This is a genomic window from Paenibacillus sp. FSL H8-0282 (assembly GCF_037963825.1).
Taxonomy (GTDB): Bacteria; Bacillota; Bacilli; order Paenibacillales; family Paenibacillaceae; genus Paenibacillus_AQ; species Paenibacillus_AQ odorifer.
Window position 1 is genome coordinate 3,280,750 of record NZ_CP150146.1, and the last position, 24,631, is coordinate 3,305,380.

General features: G+C 41.1%; 22 protein-coding genes. 16 read left to right on the top strand and 6 right to left on the bottom strand.

Going from position 1 to position 24,631, the window contains the following annotated elements:
- Positions 1 to 45: 45 nt before the first annotated feature.
- The gene (locus NST94_RS14440) at positions 46 to 2,004 is read left to right on the top strand and encodes an RICIN domain-containing protein (RefSeq protein WP_076190370.1); all 1,959 of its coding nucleotides are present in this window, start codon (positions 46 to 48) and stop codon (positions 2,002 to 2,004) included.
- Positions 2,005 to 2,226: 222 nt separating this feature from the next.
- On the top strand, positions 2,227 to 3,090 hold the full coding sequence (locus NST94_RS14445) for a VanZ family protein (RefSeq protein WP_256721011.1): 864 nt from the start codon (positions 2,227 to 2,229) through the stop codon (positions 3,088 to 3,090).
- 24 nt (positions 3,091 to 3,114) lie between these two features.
- On the opposite strand, the gene NST94_RS14450 is transcribed toward NST94_RS14445, so the two are convergent.
- A complete protein-coding gene (locus tag NST94_RS14450; RefSeq protein ID WP_076302072.1) occupies positions 3,115 to 4,173 on the bottom strand; it encodes a PocR ligand-binding domain-containing protein in 1,059 nt (352 codons plus the stop codon).
- 203 nt (positions 4,174 to 4,376) lie between these two features.
- Here NST94_RS14450 and NST94_RS14455 point away from each other — a divergent pair, with 203 nt between their 5' ends.
- Both NST94_RS14455 and dhaK read left to right on the top strand, forming a co-directional pair.
- Positions 4,377 to 5,513, top strand: a complete 1,137-nt coding sequence (locus NST94_RS14455) for a glycerol dehydrogenase (RefSeq protein WP_076099237.1) — start codon at positions 4,377 to 4,379, stop codon at positions 5,511 to 5,513.
- 1 nt (position 5,514) lies between these two features.
- On the top strand, positions 5,515 to 7,275 hold the full coding sequence (dhaK, locus tag NST94_RS14460; protein ID WP_076302073.1) for a dihydroxyacetone kinase subunit DhaK: 1,761 nt from the start codon (positions 5,515 to 5,517) through the stop codon (positions 7,273 to 7,275).
- A 70-nt stretch (positions 7,276 to 7,345) separates the two neighbouring features.
- Here dhaK and NST94_RS14465 read toward each other — a convergent pair whose 3' ends face one another.
- Positions 7,346 to 8,125, bottom strand: a complete 780-nt coding sequence (locus tag NST94_RS14465; RefSeq protein WP_076302133.1) for a GNAT family N-acetyltransferase — start codon at positions 8,123 to 8,125, stop codon at positions 7,346 to 7,348.
- A 149-nt stretch (positions 8,126 to 8,274) separates the two neighbouring features.
- Here NST94_RS14465 and NST94_RS14470 point away from each other — a divergent pair, with 149 nt between their 5' ends.
- The 7 genes from NST94_RS14470 to NST94_RS14500 all read left to right on the top strand — a co-directional run bounded on the left by NST94_RS14470 (position 8,275) and on the right by NST94_RS14500 (position 14,662).
- Positions 8,275 to 8,976 (top strand): hypothetical protein, encoded by a 702-nt coding sequence (locus NST94_RS14470; protein ID WP_076190366.1) that lies wholly within the window; start codon positions 8,275 to 8,277, stop codon positions 8,974 to 8,976.
- A 74-nt stretch (positions 8,977 to 9,050) separates the two neighbouring features.
- Positions 9,051 to 9,707, top strand: coding sequence for a sigma-70 family RNA polymerase sigma factor (locus tag NST94_RS14475; protein ID WP_249267686.1), 657 nt, complete (start codon positions 9,051 to 9,053; stop codon positions 9,705 to 9,707).
- Positions 9,704 to 10,609 carry a hypothetical protein gene (locus tag NST94_RS14480; RefSeq protein WP_248548270.1) on the top strand — a complete coding sequence of 302 codons (906 nt, stop codon included), beginning with the start codon at positions 9,704 to 9,706 and terminating at the stop codon, positions 10,607 to 10,609. The genes NST94_RS14475 and NST94_RS14480 overlap by 4 nt, the downstream gene beginning before the upstream one ends.
- Before the next feature lie 176 nt (positions 10,610 to 10,785).
- Positions 10,786 to 11,760 carry an AraC family transcriptional regulator gene (locus NST94_RS14485; protein WP_076280634.1) on the top strand — a complete coding sequence of 325 codons (975 nt, stop codon included), beginning with the start codon at positions 10,786 to 10,788 and terminating at the stop codon, positions 11,758 to 11,760.
- 129 nt (positions 11,761 to 11,889) lie between these two features.
- A complete protein-coding gene (locus tag NST94_RS14490; protein ID WP_076302074.1) occupies positions 11,890 to 12,879 on the top strand; it encodes an ABC transporter substrate-binding protein in 990 nt (329 codons plus the stop codon).
- A 68-nt stretch (positions 12,880 to 12,947) separates the two neighbouring features.
- Positions 12,948 to 13,541 carry an AAA family ATPase gene (locus NST94_RS14495; RefSeq protein ID WP_076184601.1) on the top strand — a complete coding sequence of 198 codons (594 nt, stop codon included), beginning with the start codon at positions 12,948 to 12,950 and terminating at the stop codon, positions 13,539 to 13,541.
- Between the two features lie 110 nt (positions 13,542 to 13,651).
- Positions 13,652 to 14,662: an AraC family transcriptional regulator gene (locus NST94_RS14500; RefSeq protein ID WP_076184602.1), complete on the top strand. Its 1,011-nt coding sequence runs from the start codon at positions 13,652 to 13,654 to the stop codon at positions 14,660 to 14,662.
- Between the two features lie 99 nt (positions 14,663 to 14,761).
- Here the strand turns inward: NST94_RS14500 and NST94_RS14505 are convergent, their stop codons facing one another.
- Positions 14,762 to 15,844 carry a GntR family transcriptional regulator gene (locus tag NST94_RS14505; RefSeq protein ID WP_076125610.1) on the bottom strand — a complete coding sequence of 361 codons (1,083 nt, stop codon included), beginning with the start codon at positions 15,842 to 15,844 and terminating at the stop codon, positions 14,762 to 14,764.
- Between the two features lie 307 nt (positions 15,845 to 16,151).
- Here NST94_RS14505 and NST94_RS14510 point away from each other — a divergent pair, with 307 nt between their 5' ends.
- Genes NST94_RS14510 through araA form a run of 3 tightly spaced genes read left to right on the top strand, consistent with a single transcriptional unit; the run spans position 16,152 to position 19,928 of the window.
- Positions 16,152 to 17,759 (top strand): FGGY-family carbohydrate kinase, encoded by a 1,608-nt coding sequence (locus NST94_RS14510; protein ID WP_076302075.1) that lies wholly within the window; start codon positions 16,152 to 16,154, stop codon positions 17,757 to 17,759.
- Between the two features lie 16 nt (positions 17,760 to 17,775).
- Positions 17,776 to 18,471, top strand: coding sequence for an L-ribulose-5-phosphate 4-epimerase (locus NST94_RS14515; RefSeq protein ID WP_036677359.1), 696 nt, complete (start codon positions 17,776 to 17,778; stop codon positions 18,469 to 18,471).
- 32 nt (positions 18,472 to 18,503) lie between these two features.
- Positions 18,504 to 19,928, top strand: coding sequence for an L-arabinose isomerase (gene araA / locus NST94_RS14520; RefSeq protein WP_038571054.1), 1,425 nt, complete (start codon positions 18,504 to 18,506; stop codon positions 19,926 to 19,928).
- An 82-nt stretch (positions 19,929 to 20,010) separates the two neighbouring features.
- Here araA and NST94_RS14525 read toward each other — a convergent pair whose 3' ends face one another.
- Both NST94_RS14525 and NST94_RS14530 read right to left on the bottom strand, forming a co-directional pair.
- A complete protein-coding gene (locus tag NST94_RS14525) occupies positions 20,011 to 21,153 on the bottom strand; it encodes a glycosyl hydrolase family 8 (RefSeq protein WP_076190363.1) in 1,143 nt (380 codons plus the stop codon).
- A 48-nt stretch (positions 21,154 to 21,201) separates the two neighbouring features.
- Positions 21,202 to 22,176 carry a glycoside hydrolase family 43 protein gene (locus NST94_RS14530; RefSeq protein WP_076302076.1) on the bottom strand — a complete coding sequence of 325 codons (975 nt, stop codon included), beginning with the start codon at positions 22,174 to 22,176 and terminating at the stop codon, positions 21,202 to 21,204.
- Between the two features lie 327 nt (positions 22,177 to 22,503).
- Between NST94_RS14530 and NST94_RS14535 the strand changes: the two genes are divergently transcribed.
- Positions 22,504 to 23,403: a glycerophosphodiester phosphodiesterase gene (locus tag NST94_RS14535; protein ID WP_052097044.1), complete on the top strand. Its 900-nt coding sequence runs from the start codon at positions 22,504 to 22,506 to the stop codon at positions 23,401 to 23,403.
- A 123-nt stretch (positions 23,404 to 23,526) separates the two neighbouring features.
- Here the strand turns inward: NST94_RS14535 and NST94_RS14540 are convergent, their stop codons facing one another.
- Positions 23,527 to 24,012, bottom strand: coding sequence for a nucleoside deaminase (locus NST94_RS14540; protein ID WP_076190361.1), 486 nt, complete (start codon positions 24,010 to 24,012; stop codon positions 23,527 to 23,529).
- A 150-nt stretch (positions 24,013 to 24,162) separates the two neighbouring features.
- On the opposite strand from NST94_RS14540, the gene NST94_RS14545 reads away from it, so the two are divergent.
- Positions 24,163 to 24,612, top strand: a complete 450-nt coding sequence (locus NST94_RS14545) for an OsmC family protein (protein WP_038571065.1) — start codon at positions 24,163 to 24,165, stop codon at positions 24,610 to 24,612.
- The last annotated feature ends 19 nt before the right edge of the window (positions 24,613 to 24,631 follow it).

Consider the following 24,631-nt stretch of genomic DNA (forward strand, 5'->3'; position numbering starts at 1 on the left):
AAGCTGTATTCGTTTAAAAAAACCAGAGTAAAGGAGAAATTACTTTTGAGAAGAGAACTGAGGAAGTTTTTGTCTTTTTTGTTGGTTTTAGTGACAGTGGTTGGCACAGGGATTAGCTTTGACGGCAATATTGTAAACGCTTTCGGTCCTAATGTCTTATATGTACCACCAGCAGATTCACCATCCTATGGGGCTTTATCACCTAGGGCAATCCAGCTTAAATATAGTGGCATCAACAATAATAAAATGTATGCTACATTTGAACAAACCTCTAATACCACCCCTGTTTTCCCTATTTATGAAAGCGTTGACAATGGTGTCACTTGGAATCAGGTTGGAGAAGTGGAGGATACTCAAAACGGTTGGGGAATGTTAAATTGCCCTGAATTGTTTGAACTCCCCCAATCTATAGGTAACATGCCTGCAGGTACTATGCTTCTTGCAGGAAATTCTGTGCCAAGCAACAAAGCAGCTACCAAGTTGGAATTATATAAAAGCAATGATTTAGGTAGAACATGGACATATGTAAGCACTATTGCTGAAGGTGGACGAAACGATATTGGTTATGATCCCATTTGGGAGCCTTTCTTTTTGGTTCACAACAACAAACTCATTGTTTATTATTCAGATGAACGTGATCCTGCCCATGCCCAGAAGTTAGTTCATCAGACTACGTTGGAGGGTACGAACTGGGGACCTGTGGTAGTTGATGTGGCATTTGCAGACAGTAAATTACGTCCAGGAATGCCTACAATCGCTAAGCTGGGCAATGGTAATTACGCAATGACCTATGAGATGGTCGGATACCCGGGCGTGCCCAATTATTTGAAAATTTCAGCAGATCCTGAGAGCTGGAATCCAACTGAAGTAGGATCTCTTGTAGGGTACGGAGGAAGTCCCTATATTTCTGCTTTGGGAGATGGGAGACTCGTATTAAACGTTGCAGGAAAAAAAGAAGTGCTGATCAACTCTTCTAGATTGGATGCATCCGGAAGCTGGGTTCCATATAATCCGCCCGTAGATGCAGGGTATAACCGCCAACTACTGCCGCTTAGCAATGGCCGCTTATTTATCCCTCAAGCCGGATTTTTTAGTGGGAAAAACACGGTGAAATATGGTGATATGTCCGTAGGTTACTACAAATTAATTAATGTGAAGAGTGGGAAGGCTTTAGGTGTATTGGAAGGTGGAACTGCGAATGGCAATCCGCTCGTCCAATGGAGCAGCGGGACTAATTCTTTGGATCAATATTGGCTCATTTCCACAGCGGAAAGTGGTTATGCTCCTAACGGTTACAAATCCATTGTGAATGCAAAGAGTGGAAAGGTCGCCGGAATATTAGAAGGATCAACAACAGAAGGAGCTAAAGCCGTATTATGGACTGAAAACCATTCCGATGACCAGCAGTGGACTTTACAAGCCTCTGGTAACTACTACAAGATTGTTAACCGTAACAGTGGTCAGACGTTAGGTATAGCGCAGGGTTCTACTGAAGAGGGTACCCAAGTTATACAGCAGACTGATGCAGGCAGCACTGATCAGCTGTGGGAGTTGGTTCCAGATGAAGGACATATTATGGTGGACAGTTATCGATTAGTTAATGAGAACAGTGGTAAAGTGTTGGGTATCTATCAAGGTTCGATGGCGGATGGAGGGAAGGCGGTTCAGTGGACCAGCGGAATTTCATCCCATGACCAAAATTGGTTTGTAGTCAGCACAGCTGATGGTTATACGAAGCTGGTCAATACTAATAGTCGTAAAAACCTGGGCATTTTAGGAGGTTCATTAGCTAACGGTGCTCAAAGTGTACAATGGAATGATAACGGATCGAATGACCAGCAGTGGACTTTGGAGTCCTCAGGTGATTTTTACAATATTATTAATCGTAACAGTGGAAAAGCTCTGGCAGTAGATCAGGGTTCGACGACAGAGGGGGCAAATATTATTCAAACAAATAATACAGGTTCTGCTGGCCAGCACTGGAAACTAGTCTCGAATAGATAATTTATGTAACCAAAAGTCATCGACCTTAAATTAAGGGTGATGACTTTTTGTCGATATAAGCTTTGAATGACTAAATCGTCACCTTCAGTGTCACGGGAATGTCACTTTGGAGAGATATACTATTTCCATCGACATATGGAGGGAATTGTGAAGTTATTATGGGAGTGAAATTACGAAAGATTCTTATTATAGGAACTATTTTGTATACACTGTTGATCTTATATTTTTTGTTTTTTTGCTTTCAATAGAGTAGAGCATGCAACAAGCCAGTATGAATATACGTTTATGTTGATTCCAGAAAGTGTTCCGCTTCTTTTTCCTGATCTCTTTGACCTATCCTTTTCTTGGGTTTATGACTTTGGGAACATCGCTGCTTTTATTCCTTTTGGCGTATTATTCCCTTTGCTGTATCGTACACATTTTAAGAAGTTTATTTGTTTGTTTATCTTAACAATTTTTGTGCTGGAAAGTCTTCAAGCTTTAACTTTTTTGGGTTCCTTTGATGTAGCCGATGTCATCTCCAATACGTTAGGGGCAATGATCGGATTTTGTGCATATAAGATTGGATTTTCCCCGGAAATCACCAGGAGATCACTTTTTACTTCGGCATTATCTGTTGTTGTGCTATTGGTTGGAATCATGGGAATCTCTGAGATCATTGATTTAACTCTGAAGAAAAGTGAAAGACCTGTGCAGGGATTACAAACGTTGGAAAAGCTTACGGGAAGCATGCCTACCACGCATAATCTTCCCAGTTTCACTATCGCAGGTAAAAATATAATACCAAAAATGAATTTGTACAGCAGTGAAGGTGAAGATATTAAAAAATACACCTATACTTTGGGTGATAAAAAAGAGGTATGGTTATATTTCAGCTTTGGATTCCCGCAAAATGAAAATTCTAGCAGTGAACTAATGATTATAGCTGATGGTAACATGATCCTTCAATCCAGTGAACAATATAGTTCCCAAGCTGAACTCAACAATACGGCATTAGTTACCGTAAAAGAAATAACCTTTATCCTTAAAGGGAATGTGAAGTTATGGGATGTAGGATTTAGTGAAATGAAGCATTGGTGGGAATGAGGAACTAACCCTTCGTTAATTTTATTAACGGAGGGTTTCTTTTGCTGATCGCCTCATATACATATTCCGATATACAGCCGGGGTGAGGTTCTCGTATTTTTTGAAGGTTTTAATGAAATAGCCCGTGTCGCAAAAGCCCAAATCATCACTGACTTGATTGATCGGGGAATCCGTGGATTCCAGCAGTTGCTTAGCCCATTCAATCTTGAGTCTGGCAATGAAGATGGAGAAATTCTCTCCAGTTTCTTTAGTGAAAATACGGCTGAAATAACTGGGGCTGATATGACAAAGTTTAGCCATCTCTTTGAGGCTGAAATTCTCATTTTTGTGAGCATAAATGTAATTAAAAGCAGGCTGAAGCACAGAATTTACTGAGACGAACTTTTGTACACCATTCTTTAATTTGGTCTCGATCAAGGCCCCGGATAACTCCTGCTGTATGGATTGGATTTTTCGGTACGTACGGTCTGACTCGTCCATTGCTTCAGCAGAAGTGGGGTCTTCTATATTGGTGGTCAGAACCTTTTTGTACAAATCCACAGTAGTATGCTTTTGAATGGCTTCCTCCACGATATAGGTACTTAACTGCAGCAGCAGCTCAACACACTTTGTTACTTCATCGTAGGATAAAACAGGCAGTGCCTGGTAATCCTCTTTGAGTGCTTTAAATTTCATGTTCGTCTCCACATTCGGCGGGCGAGAGACAATTTGCTCCAGTTGTGGCACGTCAGGTTCACGAAGCTTGAGCTGTCCGGCCATAATTGCACCTAGATATTGATTATCTATAATGATGGGAATCGCGATATCTATAATATTGAAATGACATAAATAAATAAACGGTTTGTTCTGGCGAACCGCTTCAATCCCAGCGCGGGCATCACATTTTTGACAATATTGAGAGAGATGGGAGTCCTGGCGCACACCTTGACAGAATGGCTGGCAATAGCTGTGCTTGGTCACAGGAACACCCTTGTAATCAACAGTAAGAATAGCCATTTTGGTTACAAGAGATAAGGAATCCTGGAGCTTTTCCCATTTCTTCAAATCAATAATTTCTTCTAGATTGAACCGGGATTTTGACATCACAAAATTCTCCTATGTAAGTTATAGAATCTTAATGAACATTATACAGAATAATTCAACACAATGACATGAAAGTTCGATTTTTCACGATTATGACAAAAAAATACGATAAGAAAACGCTTTAATAAGCTTTTATTGTTTCATGTTTCTTAAATTAGAGCAATCTATAATGATAACTATAAACAACTGAGGAGGAACGAAAAATGAGAAGAGCATTTATCAGTCCGACGAAATATGTACAAGGTGAGAATGAATTATTGAACTTAGGTTACTTCGTAAAAACATTTGGTGATTCTGCTTTGTTAATTGCCCATCCAGATGATGTAACACGTGTGAAAGACAAACTGGAGTCAACTAAACAGAAATTTAATATAACTCTTGTTGAAAGCGGCTTCCACGGGGAATGCTCAAGACAAGAAGTCGCCAGATTACAAGCGCTAGCCAAAGAACATCAATGTGCATGTACGATTGGCTTGGGTGGAGGTAAGGCGATTGATACGGCAAAATGTGTAGCTGAAGGAGAAGCGCTGATTATCGTTCCAACGATAGCAGCAACTGATGCTCCGACAAGCCACTCAGCGGTGCTCTATACTCCGGAAGGTGAATTCGATGATTATGCTTATTTCAAGCAAAGCCCGAGTGTAGTCATGATTGATACCACAGTTATTGCCAATGCACCTACAAGATTTCTTGTGGCAGGTATGGGAGATGCACTTTCAACCTATTTTGAAGCAAGAGCTACTGCAAATTCTTACTCCAATGTGAATGCAGGTTTACCTTGCGGAGTTCGTGAAGGGGTTTGCGGTGAAGCTAAAGGAACAGTAACAGCGTTGGGACTTGCGAAGCTCTGCTATGAGACATTGCTTGAGAATGGATTCAAGGCGAAGCAAGCTTGCGATCTGAATATCGTAACCCCAGCTTTGGAGAATATAATTGAGACGAATATTCTTTTATCGGGTCTTGGGTTTGAAAGTGGTGGTTTGGCAGCGATTCATGCGATTCATAATGGGTTAACTGCTTTGGAAGGAACTCATCATTATTATCATGGTGAAAAGGTTGCCTTCAGCACGATTGCTCAATTGGTTCTTGAAAATGCAGACCGGACTGAATTAAAAGAAGTGTTGGACTTCTGTCTTTCGATTGGCCTCCCAGTATGCTTAGCGGATATTGGTGTTGAGCATGTAACCTATGAGGAACTGCTTGAGGTTGCTAAAAAAGCTTGCATTGCTGAGGAATCTATCCATTCGATGCCGTTCCCAATTACGGAGGATGCGGTTGCATCAGCAATTATGGCAGCCGATCAATTAGGCCGTCAATATAAATCAAGTAAGGAGCTTTAAGATGAAAAAAATAATAAACAAGCCGGAGACTCTGGTTAGGGAAATGTGTAACGGGCTTGTCTTGGCGCATCCCGAGCTGGATTTCGATCCTAAATTCAAAGTGATTTCTAAGAAAGAGATCAATCAAAGTAAAGTTACCCTGATCAGTGGTGGCGGAAGCGGACATGAGCCGGCTCATGCCGGGTTTGTAGGAACCGGGATGCTGGATGCAGCTGTATGCGGTGATGTGTTTGCTTCTCCATCCCAAATTCAGGTTTATCAAGCGATTCGCCGCACAGCAAGCACCAAAGGTTCGCTGCTTATTATCAAGAATTATAGCGGTGACATCATGAACTTTAAAAATGCGGCCCATCTAGCAACTGAAGACGGTATCGAAGTGGATTATGTCAAAGTAGACGACGACATTGCCGTTGAAGACAGCCTTTATACAGTCGGAAGAAGAGGCGTAGCCGGAACAGTGCTTGTTCATAAGGTAGCCGGAGCAGCAGCAGAAGCTGGATTATCCTTAGCGGAGGTGAAAGAAGCGGCGCAACATGCAATTGATCATGTGCGCAGCATAGGCTTCGCCTATACCTCTTGTACCGTGCCTGCCAAAGGTACTCCGACATTTCATATTGAAGAGAACGAGATGGAATACGGGGTTGGCATCCATGGAGAACCTGGAATACGCAGGGAGAAAATAGTACCCGCAGATGAATTAGCACAGCGAATGGTAACCTCTTTGCTAGACAACTTCCAAATGAATGATCAGAAGCAGGAGGAAGTAGCCATATTAATTAATGGTTTTGGCGGCACCCCGCTGCAAGAGTTATATTTGCTGAACAATTCTGTCATCCGCGAATTAACCGCTAAGAATAAGCAAGTGTTTAAAGTGTTTGTTGGTAACTACATGACCAGCATTGACATGGCAGGTGCATCGGTGACGATAATGAAGCTGGATGAGACACTGAAGAAATGGTTATCTGCGCCTTGTGATACACCAGCCTTGTCGATTAAAGGCCCTTTTGAGCCTGTGAAATATACTGAAGTAATCCAAGAAGAGAAAGCAGACAGCAATGTATCCTTTAAGAATAATACGGATGCTGCTGCAGCGGTGATTAAGAACAATCGGTTTACTTTGCAAAATATCGTCTATCTGCTCGATCAAATGAGCCAGGTTATTATCGAGAATGAAGTTCCGTTCTGTGAGCTTGACTCCCACGCTGGAGACGGCGATTTCGGGATGAGTGTAGCTAAGGGCTTTAAACAGCTGAAAGTCGAGTGGGAAGATATTTTAGCTCATCATCTCACTAATATCGGTGAGTTCCTTGACGCCTGCTCCATGGTCATTATGGAATATTGCGGCGGAGCATCCGGACCGATCTGGGGATCAGGCTTCCGCGCAGCGAGCAAAAATGTTCAGCAGAAGGAAGAGCTGACCATTCAGGAGTTTGCTGATATGATGCAGGCTGTTGTCAAAGGGATTCAAGATACGGGTGAAAGATCTTTTGGCAGAGGGGCTGTCGTCGGAGACAAGACATTGATTGATGCGCTTGTACCGTTCGCAGATGCCTGGACCCAAAGTGCAGAACAAGGCGACGATATTAAAGTGGCGGCAAATAAAGCAGCGGAAGCAGCTGTCCAAGGTTCTAAAAATACTATAGAAATCGTTGCCCGTATGGGAAGAGCCAGTACAGTAGGGGAACGCAGCATCGGTTATCCAGATGCGGGTGCTCATGCGCTTGGGGTTATTTTCACAGAGCTGGCAAAAGCAATGAAATAAACAAGGTTAACTGGCGTATCACCTAAAATTTAAAAAAAACGTACTGCATTAGCTGCAGTACGTTTTTAATTTAAATAACAAATTCAACGATGTATTGTTGGCAAATGAGTTCATATCCCAGCGATTGATATAGAGAAATGGCTCCTACATTCTCCTCAAAAACATTCAAATATACGTTAGCTGAAATGGCATGTCCTTGGCGTGTTAGCTCTGCACAGACTTTTTTTCCATAACCATTTCTTCTCCAGGCTACATCTGTTCCGATATTTCCTAGTTCAACGTAATCCTCACTATATATATGGTATCCTCCTACAGCAATCAGCTCGTCTTGTGCCATCACACCATAGAACGGATTCTGTAATTCTTCTTTTGAAAAAGCCATGGTTTGCAGCTCGTTCATCTTTGCTTCAATTCGCTGGAAATGAGCAGGTCCTAAGTGCATAACATGCTTGTCCGCTGTTGGTAGAACATCTTCATGAATATGTTTCATAAGAAGCAATTTTTTGGGAGGGCTGTAGAACTCAAGCTGAGAAGCAAAGACCTGCAGCTCTTGTTCGTTAATAATAAAGCTACCTACCGCATGGTTATGTAGATGTAATTCATCTTTCATGAACGCCAACATTGAGCTGAGACAAAAGGATTGCTGAACTGGATATACAGAAAAAGCATTAAACGGAAGGCCACTTAAAAAGGCTAATACTCCAAGCAACTCGCCCTGGTCAGAATACTGACCGTAATGCACTGTGTTTTGTCTGCGAAAAGTAAGGTATGAATAATATAAAAAATGCTGTTCCTTATTAATCGAGCTTAAAATAACATCCAACTCTGCTGCTGTTAATTTTCTATACATATACGACCTGCCTCCATTAACAATTGCTGTTGCTATTTCCTCTTGCTGAATTAGCACAACCTTTTCTAATATATCATAAATCAGAACTTTGTTTGCTTTATTGCTGGGTTGAGCCAAGTATGATACTATTGTCCCCTTAGAAACATAAAATGAGATATGAAGGTTTTCTTGAAAGGATGATATATATTAAGGCAATCTTAGTTCGGTACTTCGGAAATCCGCAAGATCGAACCGCCATGTTCAACGCTGCTTCCCTAGTCATCAATGCTTTTATTGGTATAGGCAAGTTAATTCTTGGGTTATATCTATTGTCCGGATGGTTCATCACAAATGCACTTTATTATCTGATCCTGTGTATAGCCAAAGGACAGGTGCTTCATAAATATACATTAGCTAAAAAAGTCAGTTCAGCACAGCAAAGGTATTCCATGGAGCTTTATGTTTATAAGCGTGGCGGTGTTTTTCTTTGTCTTCTAGGGGTTTCTTATCTGTTGGTCTGCTTGCGGATTTATCTAGTCGGAGACGCTTTGGTTTATGAAGGTTACATTGTATATCTGGTAGCACTGATCGCTTTTACAAAACTTGGTTTTGCCATTCATGGAAATATTGTTAACCGTCATCTCAAAAATCCCATTATATCAACATTAAAAATGATTAGCTTTACTGATGCCTTAGTCTCCATTGTTGTCACTCAAATGGCTGTGCTTACAATGAAAGGCTCACCTCAGGCATTAAACGCCAGCGCGTTGTTTGGCATGGGATGTAGTGTTTTATTTTGTCTGGGGGGGATCTGGATGATGCTCCGTAAGACAAAGGCTCCAATGAAGGAAGTAGAATTAATTAAAAATTAGATGATATCATAACTTCCCCTTATCCCTTAGGATGAGGGGTTATTTGTATTTTTATGTCATATTATCAGCGTTGAATGCCGAAGCTTATAGAAAATTATATTTTTATGCAACCTAAACACTTCTTTTCCTACTTTATAAGTGAATGCTTAATCAAATCGAACGGAAGTGATGGAGTGGAAGATAGTGAAATCATACAATTGTATTTTGCACGTAATGAAAGGGCAGTAGAAGAAACATCGAAAAAATATAGAAATTATTGTACTCGGATCGCTCATAACATTTTGTCTAATGCTGAAGATTCGGAAGAATGTGTTAACGATACCTTTCTTGGTGCATGGGAAGCAATACCGCCGAAGTCTCCTGCAAAGCTGTCCTCTTTTCTGGGGAGAATCACACGAAATATTGCTTTGAACAAATACGATTATTACATGGCTAAAAAACGGAATAAAAAATTCGATACGATTCTTAATGAATTAAACGATTGTTTATCCTCTTCAGACAACGTTGAAACCCAATACGAGGAAGCACAAATAGCCGAATCTATAAGCAAATTTCTACACAACATTAAGGAAGATCAGCGGAATGTTTTTTTGAGGCGTTACTGGTATTCTGATTCTTTGGCCGATATTGCCGCACGCTTCTCAATCAGTGAAAGTAAAACCAAATCAATTCTTTTCAGAACACGCAAAAAACTCCAAATATATCTTCAGAAAGAGGGTTATTTCCTTTGAATAATAAAGAGCTCTTCAAAACAATCGGTTACATAGACGAAAATCTGATAGAAAAAGCCAACTCCGCGAGACGCACTAATAAAAAAGCTTATGTAAAGTGGGGCTCACTCGCAGCTTGTGCTGCATTGGTGTTAGGTGTGGCCGTTTATAAATTTCCGCAGACTCCGTTGCCTAATTCACCACAAATATCACAGCAGACACCAGTCTCGTCTCCCACAGGGGTTCGCAAAATTCTGAATTACAATGGATACCGTTATGCATTCGTAGCAGATGGCGCTCAGTTTAAGTTCACAGGTATGGAGCCTGACAAATCGCTTGGTGCATTAGAGTTTGATCTCAACCAAGAGCCCGGAAAGAATGACGGGGATAAGAATGCGGAAAAAGATTATGCCGCTACGTTCGCTATGGGTGGAAAGCTGTATGAAATCCCAACATACCCATCCCATTTTCGTATTGCAGTTAAGGATGAGCAATATTATTATCTAGCTGAAATTGTGGCGAAGGTAGACGATTCTGCAATGAGCGCGAAGGAGTATCTAGATCTGGCTAATCTGAAGGAGCATGCAAAAGATATCTATATTCTGAATCATGTGGGGAATGACGTGCAAAAGACTATCACTGATCATCCTATTGTTGAGTCCATTATCGAAGGTTTGTACAGCGCAAAAAAAACAGAGCTAAGCATTAAGGAATATGAAGCTCTTGCAGCGGCGCAATCCCAAGGAAAATCATATCAATTACAGTTCAACCTCAAAGACGGGACTTATATCGCCATGTATATCATTCCCGAATTAAAGGTGGTGTCTATGGGTGATGCTTATTATTATTTGCCTGATACCTTTTTTGATCAAACCAGCGACCTCTTTTCAGGTCTGACACAAGAAGTGCTACCGCTTTACTGAGAAGGCGGAGATAAGAGATCCTTAAAAACTGTGCATTGCAGGTTATCTAATATCTCGCATATAATGATCTAAATGATAATCGTTATCATTTAATAGAAGAGAAAAGGTGATCTGCTCATGATAAAACATAATATTGGGATTACGGAGTGCAGCTTACCTGCTGAGTGTATAACAGAATGACAAGTTCATCTATTCATAACATCTATAACGGGTATTTCGATGCTTTGTTTGAGGCTCCGTCTATGAGGGGCACTACAGAGAGGAAACATTTTGCACAATCCAGTACACAAGGATACGTCGATAGAGTGATCACACCCTCCGGGATCGAAATTGTTGATAGTGATTACCGTTTTGCTGATGATCGCCTAGTTCGGGTTCAATCCGAAGCGGCGATGATTGAGTTAAGCTTTTGTCTGCAGGGAAGCGGGGAAGTTCATGTAACAGATACCAGCCATGAGTTAATGCCCGATAGTTGTTCATTGCAGTTCATGCAGGATTTCCAAGCGGAATTTCACTATCGGAGTGCTGAACCTATCCGTTTATTGTCCATAGGTGTGCCGGTTACACTATTCGATTCATGGATGGCGGATCAAAGCTCTTCACATGCTCGCAGCTTATCCGGGCTGTTAGATTCACGTGCTTTTCGAATGTTCCGTATGCCTATTCTTCCAGAAACCACCCGATTATTGGTGCAATTGAGAGACTGTCCATATCATACCTCCATGCGCCGGTTGTACGTAGAGGGGAAGGCATTAGAACTCCTATCTGTATATTTTGACGCATTTCTTTTTGAGCAGAAACATACTAAACGCAGTTTGCATTTATCACGTAGTGACCGAGAAAACATTCGGAAAGCCAGGGATATCATCCTTGACCACATGGCAAACCCACCTTCGCTAATCGAATTGTCCAAGCTGGCAGGCATTAACGAATACAAATTAAAAGTTGGATTTAAGGAAGAGTACGGAACAACTGTATTTGCATATTTACGGAACAAACGTTTAGAAAAAGCATGGGAAATCATAAGTACCGGGGAGATTAGTGTCAGCCAAACAGCGACGATGGTAGGTTACAACAACTTTAGTCATTTTGCCGAAGCTTTTCGGAAGCAGTATGGAATTAATCCTTCAGAAGTAATTAAAAAACGATAAAAATTAAATAAATATCCGCCAAACCGTTATTCAATCCCTCTGCCGGTAGTTCTGTCCTATCAGCAGAGTGTATGATCGGACTTGCTAGAAGTGAGAATGATTATCAGTAGATTGGAGAGGGTTGGAAAAATGTTCAGTTTAAAACAGATCTCTTTTGTGGGAATCGCCTTAATCATGATGGTGATGCTGTACGGGTGTGGGAATTCAGGTCAGGAGGCTAAGGTAGAAAATTCTCAACCTGCGGTAAATTCAGAACCCGTCGCTACTAATTCGACCGAAACACGTACCCTCAAGGATGCTAAAGGGGATATTGTAATACCGGTGAACCCGGTTAGAATTGCCGATGTATCCGGCTCAACGGAAGAACTTCTGGTGCTTGGATATAAACCTGTTATTACTGGGAATACAGATATGGCTAATTCATTAGAAATCACTCCTATTCTCAAAAAAGAACTGCCTGATGTAACTCCCGCTGGATGGTTTCAGACGGAAGTCAACTTAGAAGCGATCATTGCAGCAAGCCCTGATTTGATACTGGCAGGACCTACCCAAGAAAAAATCTATGATCAACTAAATATGATTGCTCCAACAGTGAGGGTGCCTTATGGCTTTAACGCTTTTAGAGAGCGATTTGCATTTGTTGCGGAGGTGCTTGATAAGAAAGCGGAAATGGAAACGTGGCTGAAGGCCTATGATCAACGTGCTATACTACTACATGATCAAATCACTGAGATAACCAAGGAAGAGACGTTTGCGATAATCGAAGCTACAGAGAAAGAAATACGCATCTATTCCCGCACAGGTATTGCGGATATGATTTTTAATGATCTAGGATTACCCCTCGCGCCAGGTACACCGGAGCCAGATCCATGGGGAGGGAAAGTGACAAGTCTAGAAGCACTGTCTACCTTTAATCCAGACCATATCATTTTATTATCCGATAATGACCAGAATGTTCTTGACCAAAGCAAGGTCTGGAGTAATCTGAAAGCTGCAAAATCGAATAATATATATCGCATGACAAGCAGACAAAATTATAATGAGGCTTTCTTTGCTTTAGGAAAAGAAGCATTGTTGGAGCAAATATCCGAACAAATCAAGGAACATATCAAACAGTAAAGGATAATTTAATCTTTTCTCGAATATTCTCTGAGTTGCAATGATTATTATTTAAAGGGATGATTAAATTGAAGCAAGGGATATTAGTTTTTCTAAATGGAACTTCAAGTTCCGGAAAGACCTCCATATCGACTGAACTGATAAAACAGAAAGAGATTCCTTTTTATCATTTATCAATTGATGATTTTTTTAATAATTACAATGATTTTATTAATAATAAATTTCCAGATGAACCTACAAGAGAAATAGATCATCAAGTCGTTTCCCAAATATTAGATGATTCCATATTCTCAGTGTACCGCTCGACAATTAAATTGTTAATAGAAATGGGTTTTAATGTAATAGTAGATACCGTAATCGACAATGATAAGAGGTTTAATGTGTTTCTTGAGCAATTTTTCGATCAGCCTACGTTATTTATAGGTGTAATATGCTCGAAAGAAGAACTCATAAGAAGAGAGCAAACAAGAGGAGATAGAAAGATTGGACTAGCAGCTTCACAGTTTAGCAAAGTATATTGCTTTGATGAATATGACCTCGAAGTAAATACGGAAGAGATGAATTCAATAGAATGTGCCGAAAAGATATTAAGTTTTATTAAGTCCAATAAGGAATACTCGGTATTTAAGAAATTAAGTAAAAGAAATGTTAGTGTTTCCTAGATGGCGTATCCAGATAACACCATATTCAAGCGGGTCAAAAAAGAGAGGATCCTTTATAATAATGAGAATGGTTCTCACTATTATAAAAACTTGATCGGAGAGCGGTAGCAATGACTGGAATAGATTTTCATCACAATTTCAATCTTTTTTTCGATGGGCTTGAGCTGCCGCGGCAGAATAGAGATCGTACAGAGCACATGGCACTACATTCGCAAAGGGGAGAAGGGTTCGTTCGTCGATTCGTCCCACGCTTTGATATCAATGTGGTGGTATCCGATTTTACCTTTCGCCAGGATTACAGCGTGCCTCTCGTAACCAAAACAGCAATGGTTGAGCTTAATTATTGTTTGCAAGGGAAAAGAGAAGTCTCTGTTGATGGTGTCCAGTATGAGTTTGTTCCGGGAAGCTGTACGCTACAACTCATGAATGAAGTTGGCTCTCAATTTGAGTTTCAGGGGAATGAATCTTATCTGATGTTAGGCATAGGTATTCCTGTTTCGACTTTCCATCACTTCATGGAAGAAGGCGGGGGTGGGAGATCCGCTGATTTTGACCGCATTCTTGGCCAAGCATCTTTTCGTGTTTTTCAGGAAACGATGCAGCCGTCTACTGCTATCGTGCTTGAGCGAATGCTGGCAGCTCTTCAAAACCGCAGCACCAAAAATCTGGAGATCGAATGTAGTACATTAGAGCTTTTGTCGTTGGGCTTTCAATCGATTCTAACAGAAGGTACTTCTGGGACAACAAAGCTGTCGAAAAGCGACATGACAAAAATTAGTGAAGCGCGGGACATCATGATGCAACGGATGATAGATCCGCCAAGCCTGTTGGAGCTCTCCCGATTGATTGGCATGAATGATAACAAATTAAAATCTGGCTTTAAAGAAATGTTCGGAACAACTGTATTCGGCTATTTGCGGGATATAAGGCTGGAGAAGGCTCTACACCTATTGCAGCAAGGTGATTTGAACGTTAATGAGACATCCTGTGCTGTGGGTTATTCCAACTCAAGTCACTTCTCGGAGGTGTTTCGGGAGAAATACGGGATCAATCCCGGCAAGCTTGTGAAACAGTTTGCTTCTTCTGTACTGATGACTTCAAAACACGAATCGAACCTTTAAAGAATACGGAGATAACAGTTGCAAATAACCCACCAGTCACGACTGGTGGGTTATTACATTTACATATGAAGATAAACGCAAAATCCCTCAGAATTTATTCTATCTCTCGACTACTGTTTCTCCTTCAATTAACACAGGTTGATAATAAGTATTGTTGGGAAGATCCTTTTTTCCTTGTAATTTTTTAATGACCCAATCCGCTGCATCACGGCCCATAGTTTCTTGGGGATGTGTTAAAGTGGTCAGTTTGATGTTTGCATTTTGGGCAATATAGGAGTTGTCCTGGCCAATAATTGATAATTCCTCTGGTATAGAAATGTCTAGCTGTCTGCAAGCATTGACCACTTCCAGACCAACCTCGTCGTTGTAGCAGACAATCGCAGAGAGGGTATCTCTATTTTTATTTAGGAAATCCTTCAAGTTCGTAGCTAAGGTTTGTTTGGTCTCGGTGTTGAACGAAAATATTTGCTCTGGATAAAACCGTAATTTAGCTTCTTCGAGAGCTTTGATATAGCCCTTCATTCGATATTTGCCCTGTAAATCATCCATTTTTGCGATAAGTCCAATTTGAGAGTGGCCTTTGGAGATCAATTCTTTTGTTGCCAGATAACTGGACTGCACATCGTCAAGACAAAGGAAGGGGAGCTCTATTTCCTCATAAAAAGCATTAATCATAATGAGTGGAATATCTTGCTCCTTAAACGACAGATAATACGCAATATTGGGATTATACAGATTACTTTTCGTAGGTTCAATAATTAAACCATCTACGCCGTAGGACAACATCATTTCGAGAGCTTTTTTTTCTTGCGCAACATCGTTATTGGTACTAGCCAATAGTAGTGAATAGTTATCCTCATTCATTCGGCTTTCAATCCCCCGGATAATAGAAGGGAAGATATAGTCAGAGATATAGGTCGTAATTACACCGATCGTCTTCTTATGGGAACTCCCGCCGGTCTTTGTGCGATATTGGTTGCTGACATACGTGCCAGAACCTTTTTCGCTGCGGAGGAATCCTTCGTTGGATAGCTCTAAAATGGCTTTTCTAACAGTCTGTCTGCTAACCTCGTACAAGGACTGCAAGGCAGACTCCGTAGGAATTTGTTCGCCTACATTGTAATCTCCTGAAAGGATCTTGCTTTTTATATCCTCTATAATCACTTGATACTTTGGTTTCATGTAATTCCTCTTTCCATACTTGTTCGCTTTATAATTCGTACATTTCGTTAAGTTGTATGTACAAATTATAGCATGACTACGAATTAAATATAAAGGGGCTCTTTTTTTATGAAAAATGTAAATATTTCGTACCTTTAGATCATCATAAACAAACTAAGTCCGGAGTTAAATTATTATCTTCTCCATATTTGTATGTATATATAACTATTTTATTGACAAATGTACGTACAAAAATTTATACTAAAGCTGTCAATTAAGAAAGCGAATTCTTTTATATTAAAAAAGCGCTGTCAGAGAGGTGACCAACGTGATATCGAATCGATTAATCATCGAAGAAGCAATCAATAAGGGAGAAACTTCGCTAGGGATTGAATTTGGATCCACGCGTATTAAAGCAGTACTTATTGATCATAGTTTTCAAACGATCGCTTCTGGAAGTTATGAATGGGAAAATCAGTTGAAAGACGGCTTTTGGACGTACAGCCTAGAAGATATTATCAAAGGTCTACAAGATGCTTATCGTGAGATGAAGCAAGAAGTTCAACAAAATTACGGAATCACCCTCCAAACCGTTGGTTCAATCGGGTTTTCTGCAATGATGCATGGATATATGGCTTTTGACGAACAGGATCAATTGCTCGTTCCGTTCCGGACTTGGCGTAATGCAACAACGGGTAAGGCAGCCAAAGAACTGACAGATGTATTTAAATTCAATATTCCTGAACGTTGGAGTATTGCTCATCTTTATCAGGCGATCTTAAACAAAGAAGAACATGTGCCGCAGATTCGGTTTGTTACAACGTTAGCAGGATACATTCATTGGTTATTGACCGGCAACAAAGCACTTGGTGTTGGAGATGCTTCAGGTATGTTCCCGATTGATGAATCCATAGGAAATTATAATGAATCTATGATACAACAGTTTGACGAGCTTATTGCTGGCAAAGGTTATTCGCTGAAGACCAGCGACCTTCTTCCTAAGGTGTATGTTGCCGGTGAGCAAGCAGGTCTATTAACCGAAGCAGGAGCCAAAATTCTGGATCCATCATTGCAATTACAAGCTGGGATTCCGCTTAGTCCTCCAGAAGGGGATGCAGGAACCGGTATGGTTGCTACCAATAGTGTAAGAAAACGTACCGGGAATGTCTCCGTAGGAACCTCTGTTTTTGCCATGATCGTATTGGAAAAAGAGCTTTCCAAGGTTTATCCGGAAATCGATATGGTGACTACGCCAGACGGAAGTCCAGTAGGTATGGTTCATGCTAATAACTGTTCAAGTGACCTTAATGCCTGGCTCGGATTATTCCGTGAATTCTATGAAGCGATGGGGCAAAAGGTCGAAGCTGACAAATTGTACAGCGTACTGCTGAATAAAGCTTTGGAAGCAGACCCAGATGCCGGTGGATTGCTCAGTTACGGTTATTTCTCGGGTGAGAACATTACGGGGTTAGAAGAAGGTCGTCCGTTATTTGTACGTTCGCCTGAGAGCAAATTTAATCTGGCTAACTTTATGCGTACACATTTGTTCAGCGCCTTTGGTGCTTTGAAAATTGGAATGGACATTTTAACGAAAGAAGAGAATGTAGCCATAGATAGTATTTTAGGACACGGCGGTATATTTAAGACTCCGGTTGTTGGCCAAAGAATGATGGCAGCTTCACTGAATGTTCCTGTTTCCGTAATGTCGACAGCTGGAGAAGGCGGCGCATGGGGAATGGCTATTCTTGCCTCCTACATGATGAACAAAAATCAGGAAGAAAGCTTGGAAGACTTCCTCGATCAAAAAGTGTTCAAAGATGTAAAGGGAGAAGAAATTCATCCCGATGCAACCGACATTAAAGGTTTTGAAACCTTTATCGAACGTTATAAAAAAGGTCTGGCGATTGAGCAATCCGCTGTTGATAATTTAGTCTGAAAATGGAGGGACCAAGATGTTAGAACAACTTAAAGAAGAGGTTTTTCAAGCCAATCTGGAATTGCCGAAACATGGACTAATCAAGTATACATGGGGAAATGTGAGTGCAATTGATCGCGAAAGTGGATTATTCGTAATCAAACCTAGTGGTGTAGATTATGAAACAATGAAAGCCAGCGATATGGTAGTTGTTGATCTGGATGGCAATGTGGTTGAAGGGGAGATGAGACCTTCCTCCGATACCCCTACTCACGCAGTACTTTATAAACATTACTCCGAAATTGGCGGAATCGTGCATACACATTCCACTTGGGCGACTATCTGGGCACAAGCAGGACTTGACGTTCCTGTAATGGGAACTACGCACGCTGATACATTCTATGGCTCCATTCCTTGTGCGCGTTTCTTGACGCAAGAGGAAATCGATCGGGGTTACGAAGCGGAAACAGGTAATGTAATCATCGAAACCTTTGAACAACGCGGGATAGATATTATGGCGGTTCCCGGTGTTTTGCTTAAAGGCCACGGACCCTTTACTTGGGGGAAAAATGCAAAATCCGCTGTAATGAACAGCGTAGTGTTGGATGAAGTATCGAAAATGAATTTATTTGCTAGAGAGTTGAACCATTTTGCGGAAGAATTGCCACAACGTATTCTAGATAAACATTACTTGCGCAAACATGGGAAAGACGCTTATTACGGTCAAAAATAATCAAACTACAAAATGATGAAAAGAGGATGAATATGTCAACAGCAGTAGCAAAAGAATTTTGGTTTGTCGTAGGTTCGCAACATCTTTATGGGGAAGAAGCATTGGCTGAAGTTAAAGCGCACGCACAAACGATGACAGATGCTTTGAATAAAAGCGGAGTTTTGCCTTACCCACTAGTATTGCAGGATTTGGCTGTCAGCGCAGATAAAATCACCAACATTATGAAAGAAGTTAACTACCGTGACGAAGTTGCCGGTGTCATCACTTGGATGCATACTTTCTCACCTGCAAAAATGTGGATCCGCGGAACAAAAATGCTGCAAAAACCTTTGCTTCATCTAGCTACGCAATATAATGAAAGTATTCCATGGGCAACAATTGATATGGACTTCATGAACTTGAACCAAGCAGCTCATGGTGACCGTGAATATGGTTTTATTAACGCCCGTTTGAACAAACAAAACAAAGTGGTTGTAGGCTATTGGGAACGCCCTGAAGTTCAAAAGCAAATTGCAGAATGGATGGACGTAGCCGTTGCTTATAACGAAAGCTTCAATATCAAAGTTGCTCGTTTTGGTGACAACATGCGTAACGTTGGTGTAACTGAAGGAGATAAAGTTGAAGCCCAAATTCAATTTGGCTGGACGGTTGACTACTTTGGTATTGGTGACCTGGTTCAAGTCATTAATGAAGTTAAAGAAGAGGAAATCGATGGTTTGTTTGCTGAATATGCAGAGCTGTATGAATTCGACTATGGCACTAACAGCAAAGAAGCTTGGGAAGCTAGCGTAAGAGTTCAAGCAAGCTATGAAATTGCTATCAAACGTTTCCTTGATCAAGGTGGCTACAATGCCTTCACCTCAAACTTCGAAGATTTACATGGAATGAAACAACTTCCAGGACTTGCTGTTCAACGTTTGATGGCACAAGGATATGGTTTTGCTGGAGAAGGAGACTGGAAGACTGCAGCTCTAGACCGCTTGCTTAAAGTGATGAGCCATAACCAATCGACTGGCTTTATGGAAGATTACACTTATGAATTGACAGTTGGACAAGAATCTATTCTTCAATCCCATATGCTTGAAGTAGATCCAACTTTGGCAAGCAACAAACCAAAAATCATCGTGTCTCCACTAGGTATTGGTGGTAAAGACGATCCAGCCCGTTTAGTATTTGACGGCAAAGCAGGAGACGGTGTAGTGGTTTCCATGGCTGACTTCGGTACGCATTACAAACTTTTGATCAATGAAGTGACTGCTTTTGAACCAACTGTTCCAGCTCCAAACCTTCCAGTAGCTCGTGTGCTTTGGAATGTTAAACCAAACTTCCAAGACGGAGTTAAAGCTTGGATCGAAAATGGTGGCGGTCACCACACCGTTGTTTCATTAACTCTTACAACAGACCAAATTATTGCTTACGCAAAACTTGTGAACTTGGAATATGTAGTTATTAAATAATAGCAAAGCTTTATTACGATTAATAGGACTCCATTCCTCGGCTTTTTGAGGAATGGAGTCCTATTGTTTTGTTCGATTTACTTCAATAAATGCGATAGTTTCCACTTAGGGCCAGTAAACTAAAGAAGTACAGACAGTTATCATAATAACGACGTTGTCCAGTTCGCAAAGGTGTATCCCAAAACAAACGGACAAAATGCTCTGCCTCCGGGCCATCAGAAGCAAGCGAAGCCATAGCGTTGGTCGCCAAAAGGCCTACCGGATGCAGCGCCGGTTCGTCGAATGCCTGTCCCTCAATGGTATACCTCCGGTAATTGGAAACTTCGATATTCCTAAAAAAAGCTTGAATCCGGTTACATTGATCGACCTGCCAGCTGTCCTTTTGGAACCATGCCCAGTCCAAACCGATATTAGCCGCAACCCGGTAAGCATCACTGAAAAAATGACTGAAATCACCATGAGGCTGGGGTTCTGCCGGGGTGCCGTTAAAATTAGCATATTCGGGAGCGAGACCAGTTATAGGATTACATGTAGTGTGTAGATATGAGCGGCTGGCTTCCGCCGCTTCTCGCCAAAACATGTGGTCACCTGCATCAGCCCACAAAGCGAACAAATCATAGAAATGGGGGAGATGGTAAGATGGATCACTGAAGGTGGATTCCGGTACGAATTTAATCAGTTTCGTTTCCGCGTCCCACATTGAGTCACCAGCGCCTGTTTCAGTTTTATGTACACAAGCACGCAATATTATTCGAGCCTGCTCGGAATAATTATAAGGTGCCGGACCGTTCCCCCAACGTTTTGAGGCAAAAAACAAAGCCATGGCGAAAAACTCTTCCCCATCCGGTGCGGGTCCTTGAGAAATTCTTGTACCGTCAGGCTTGCAGTGCCAAGCAAAGTAATCGGCATAACGGCCTTCTTTGTGCTGCATAAACGTCTTAGAGAAGTTCCATAAACGATCAAACTCATCTTTTTTATTCATTTGAACAGCCATCATCATCCCGTAGGACATTCCTTCAGACCTAACATCCAGATTACCTGTATCCAGAATATAGCTTTTATCCTCGTCCAGCGGATAGTAGATTCGTACGTTCGGATCTCCGTAAAACAAATCACTCCAAGTTTCTTCGAGTTTAGCGTTGATTTCATCTTCAGAAAAGCCGAGCTCTTTAAATAAATTGCGATATTTCCCCGTATAAAAAGCACCTTGTTGTGTTATTGGCATGATATTTCCCCTCCTGTGCACTACGCATGCACTCCATTTCAATAAAAACTAAGGATGGATGGTTTGAATGGTGCCATCATCGTTGTATTTCAGCTCCGTATATTTTACAGAACGCTTGTTGTCAGCACCACCAGATAAAGAACTATCATGATAAAATAAATACCATTTCTCTTTAAACTGAACAATAGAATGGTGTGTTGTCCAGCCCAGGACGGGTGTAAGTATTTTTCCTTGATATACAAAAGGCCCAAGCGGATCTTTACTGATAGCGTATACAATATTATGGGTAGTACCCGTGGAATAAGAAAGATAATAATAACCGTTATATTTATGAACCCATGGACCTTCAAAATATCTTCTCTCTTCATCTCCAGCAAGAATCGGATTTCCGTTCGTATCGACGATGGATATTTCTCTAGGCGCACCTTCAAAGCTCAGCATGTCCTCGTTCAGCTCCGCTACGATAGGTCCTAGAGCAGGTGCCGTTTCAGCCGGTCCCTCTGCATCCGCAACAAATGAGCCGGTTTGCCATTTTTCAAGTTGACCGCCCCAAAGACCCCCAAAGTATATATATGATTTGCCACTATCATCAACGAAAACAGCGGGATCAATGCTATAACTGCCGGGAATGTAGTTCGGTTCAGGTGTAAAGGGTCCGGAAGGTGACGCTGAGGTTGCAACCCCAATTCGGAAAATATCGTCATGGTCTCGGGCTGGGAAAAACAAATAGTAGGTATTGTTTTTGTATGCTGCATCCGGAGCCCACATTTGCTGTTTAGCCCATGGGACATCCTTCACATGAAGCACTTCACCGTGGTCGATACAAGGGGAGCCATCTCCATCAATAGACAGAACATGGTAATCCTCCATATTATATTGGTCACCGTTGTCATTAGAGATCATATCGTGATCCAGGTCATGAGAGGGATAAATATAAATCTTGCCTTCAAATACATGAGCAGAAGGATCCGCAGTATAAATATGAGTTACGAGAGGTTCATTGGGTTGCACTGGCTTTGTCAAGTCATTTCCTCCTATAAAGTTAATCGCTTACAAAGTTAATGGTATAAGAACTTTAGGACTCTGTATATATAGCAACTATAGTTTATACCCCACAAAGTTTAGATGTTGCTTTCTTGACCTTGCAGACCCTTTCCCATTTATGCTGCCTCGCAATATTTTCTCTAGATAATCTGGTACAATAGAAATCTCCAAACTTTGTCCTTACAAATACAATGAGGTGAGATTAACATAAGGGAATATAAATCATAATTTTACACAAGAATGAATGTTAGAGCGAAAGACACCAAGTATTCTACATTATATTTTTAAAAAGATGAGGTCAGCTTAATGCAAAAAATTCAAAATTCCAGAATCTACTTTATAGGTATACATGTGCTTTTATTAATCTTATTGTTCACCTCTTTGTATGCTTATTCCCCCTGGATTCGCATTAAAGTAAAGGAAATTATCATGCCTGCGGATAAAGTATATACCATCGCTCACCGTGGTGCTTCAGGATATGCTCCTGAGAATACAATACCTGCATTCGAGCTAGCCATTGATATGAAGACCGATTATATCGAGTTAGACATTCAGTTAACAAAAGATCATGTTCCTGTTGTTATTCACGATGGGACCGTAAACCGTACCACGAATGCTAAAGGGTATGTAAAGGATTTTACTTTAGAGCAGATCTCAAAATTAGACGCGGGTTCATGGTTTAATGAACAATATCCCATGTTCGCTAGAGATAAATATGTAGATTTACGTATTCCGACACTAAAAGAGGTATTTGAAAGGTTCGGAAAAGAAGTGGACTATATGATTGAGATTAAAGATCCCACGTCGAATTCGAACATCGAGGCATTGTTAAACGAAGAAATTTTAAATTATGATCTGTCGGCTCATGTTGCTATTCATTCATTTAGTGAAGCGAGTTTACGTAGATTCCATTCCATAAATCCAGCAGTCCCTCTTTATCAAATTGTATGGTATGATTTCCCTGTTTATAAAATATCAGAATCCTATGTGAATAGATTAAAAACTTATGCTGTAGGCATAAGTCCTAACTTTCAAAAAATAAATGCGGCATATGTCGCGCAGGCAAAAAATTCAGGGCTAAAGGTGTTTCCATATACTGTGAATTATCAAGTGAATATGGATAAAGCCGTAATTTGGGGTGTAGATGGTGTACATACAAATTTCCCTGACCGCTTTAGCGAAGTAATTAAGAATAATAAAAGGTAAAGGGATGTGAAATCACCCTTTTCTGGGCATAAATAAAGCTGTCGAGACTTTCTCGACAGCCTAAGAACCTTTATACAAAGGTTCTTTTTTTACGGAAAAATCAATTATTTTTGTTTCGTCATACTAATGAAGTCTTTTCTCGTGAAATTGTAGATGAAGCTCCCGTACTTGTTCTGCAAGATCGGGTACAGGGCCATCTACGAACGCATCGTGAATAACCTCCTGAATACTTAAATTACGGACGGGTGATGCTGCAATTCCCATATCATTTAACCACGCCGATAATTGCTTCGAGGAACTTGCATATACAATTCGTCCTAAATGAACCCACCCGTGTGCCGCTGCACACATAGGGCAATGTTCTCCGGAGGTATACACTGTTGCCTGCTTACGTTCTTCCAGTGTCATATTCTGAGCTGCCCAGCGGGCTAAAGCGAATTCGGGATGCTGAGTATGGTCACCGCTACCTACATGGTTGCGGTCTTCCGCCAGCACTTCGCCACTTGCTGATACAAGGACGGAACCAAAGGGTTCGTCCCCAGCTTCGAGTGCAATTTGGGCAAGTTCAATACAACGCTTAAGATGTTTGATATCCGTGTCGTTTATCATGATGGTAGAACCTCCTGAATTTTAATTTATAGATAAGTTTCATGAATAGTAGGCCTGAGCCTGTTTGTTCACCACATTCTTCTATGTTAGCATGTAAAGTATTCGATGAAAAATATATCATGCATATCAAGCTAGGGAGGATATATAAAAATGAAGCACCCATTTATATTGAACGCCGTATGGAACGGTGGCCGTAACAGTGACGGAACTATTGAAGCTGGACAGCTTAAGACTCAAATTTCCATTCCGAAGGAAATGGGAGGACCCGGAGTAGGAACGAATCCGGATGAGATGCTTTTGGGAGCAGCAGCAACCTGTTATCTCATTACACTTGCAGCAATGCTGGAGCGGGCAGGGCTTACGACTTCAGAGCTGACGTTAACCTCAGAGGCGACGGTCGATGTAACGAATAACATTTTTACATATGAAGCCATCAAACATTCACCCTTAATCACCCTTACCAAAGATGCGTCACAGGACGATATCGATAAAACCATCCGAATTGCCCATAAAGCAGAAGGCTCCTGCATGATCTCCAGAGCCGTTGCAGGAAACGTAGAAATCACGACAGAGCCAACGGTGCTGACTGCAAGCCTATAAAATTGAGTCCTAGGTAATC

Bases quoted from the DNA above. Each gene is read 5' to 3' on its own strand.
- NST94_RS14475 (WP_249267686.1), top strand. From the start codon at position 9,051: ATGCCGAAGCTTATAGAAAATTATATTTTTATGCAACCTAAACACTTC.
- NST94_RS14450 (WP_076302072.1), bottom strand. From the start codon at position 4,173: ATGTCAAAATCCCGGTTCAATCTAGAAGAAATTATTGATTTGAAGAAA.
- NST94_RS14485 (WP_076280634.1), top strand. From the start codon at position 10,786: ATGACAAGTTCATCTATTCATAACATCTATAACGGGTATTTCGATGCT.
- NST94_RS14545 (WP_038571065.1), top strand. From the start codon at position 24,163: ATGAAGCACCCATTTATATTGAACGCCGTATGGAACGGTGGCCGTAAC.
- araA (WP_038571054.1), top strand. From the start codon at position 18,504: ATGTCAACAGCAGTAGCAAAAGAATTTTGGTTTGTCGTAGGTTCGCAA.
- NST94_RS14505 (WP_076125610.1), bottom strand. From the start codon at position 15,844: ATGAAACCAAAGTATCAAGTGATTATAGAGGATATAAAAAGCAAGATC.
- NST94_RS14535 (WP_052097044.1), top strand. From the start codon at position 22,504: ATGCAAAAAATTCAAAATTCCAGAATCTACTTTATAGGTATACATGTG.
- NST94_RS14465 (WP_076302133.1), bottom strand. From the start codon at position 8,125: ATGTATAGAAAATTAACAGCAGCAGAGTTGGATGTTATTTTAAGCTCG.
- NST94_RS14500 (WP_076184602.1), top strand. From the start codon at position 13,652: ATGACTGGAATAGATTTTCATCACAATTTCAATCTTTTTTTCGATGGG.
- NST94_RS14515 (WP_036677359.1), top strand. From the start codon at position 17,776: ATGTTAGAACAACTTAAAGAAGAGGTTTTTCAAGCCAATCTGGAATTG.
- NST94_RS14490 (WP_076302074.1), top strand. From the start codon at position 11,890: ATGTTCAGTTTAAAACAGATCTCTTTTGTGGGAATCGCCTTAATCATG.
- NST94_RS14470 (WP_076190366.1), top strand. From the start codon at position 8,275: ATGAGATATGAAGGTTTTCTTGAAAGGATGATATATATTAAGGCAATC.
- NST94_RS14525 (WP_076190363.1), bottom strand. From the start codon at position 21,153: ATGCCAATAACACAACAAGGTGCTTTTTATACGGGGAAATATCGCAAT.
- NST94_RS14540 (WP_076190361.1), bottom strand. From the start codon at position 24,012: ATGATAAACGACACGGATATCAAACATCTTAAGCGTTGTATTGAACTT.
- dhaK (WP_076302073.1), top strand. From the start codon at position 5,515: ATGAAAAAAATAATAAACAAGCCGGAGACTCTGGTTAGGGAAATGTGT.
- NST94_RS14455 (WP_076099237.1), top strand. From the start codon at position 4,377: ATGAGAAGAGCATTTATCAGTCCGACGAAATATGTACAAGGTGAGAAT.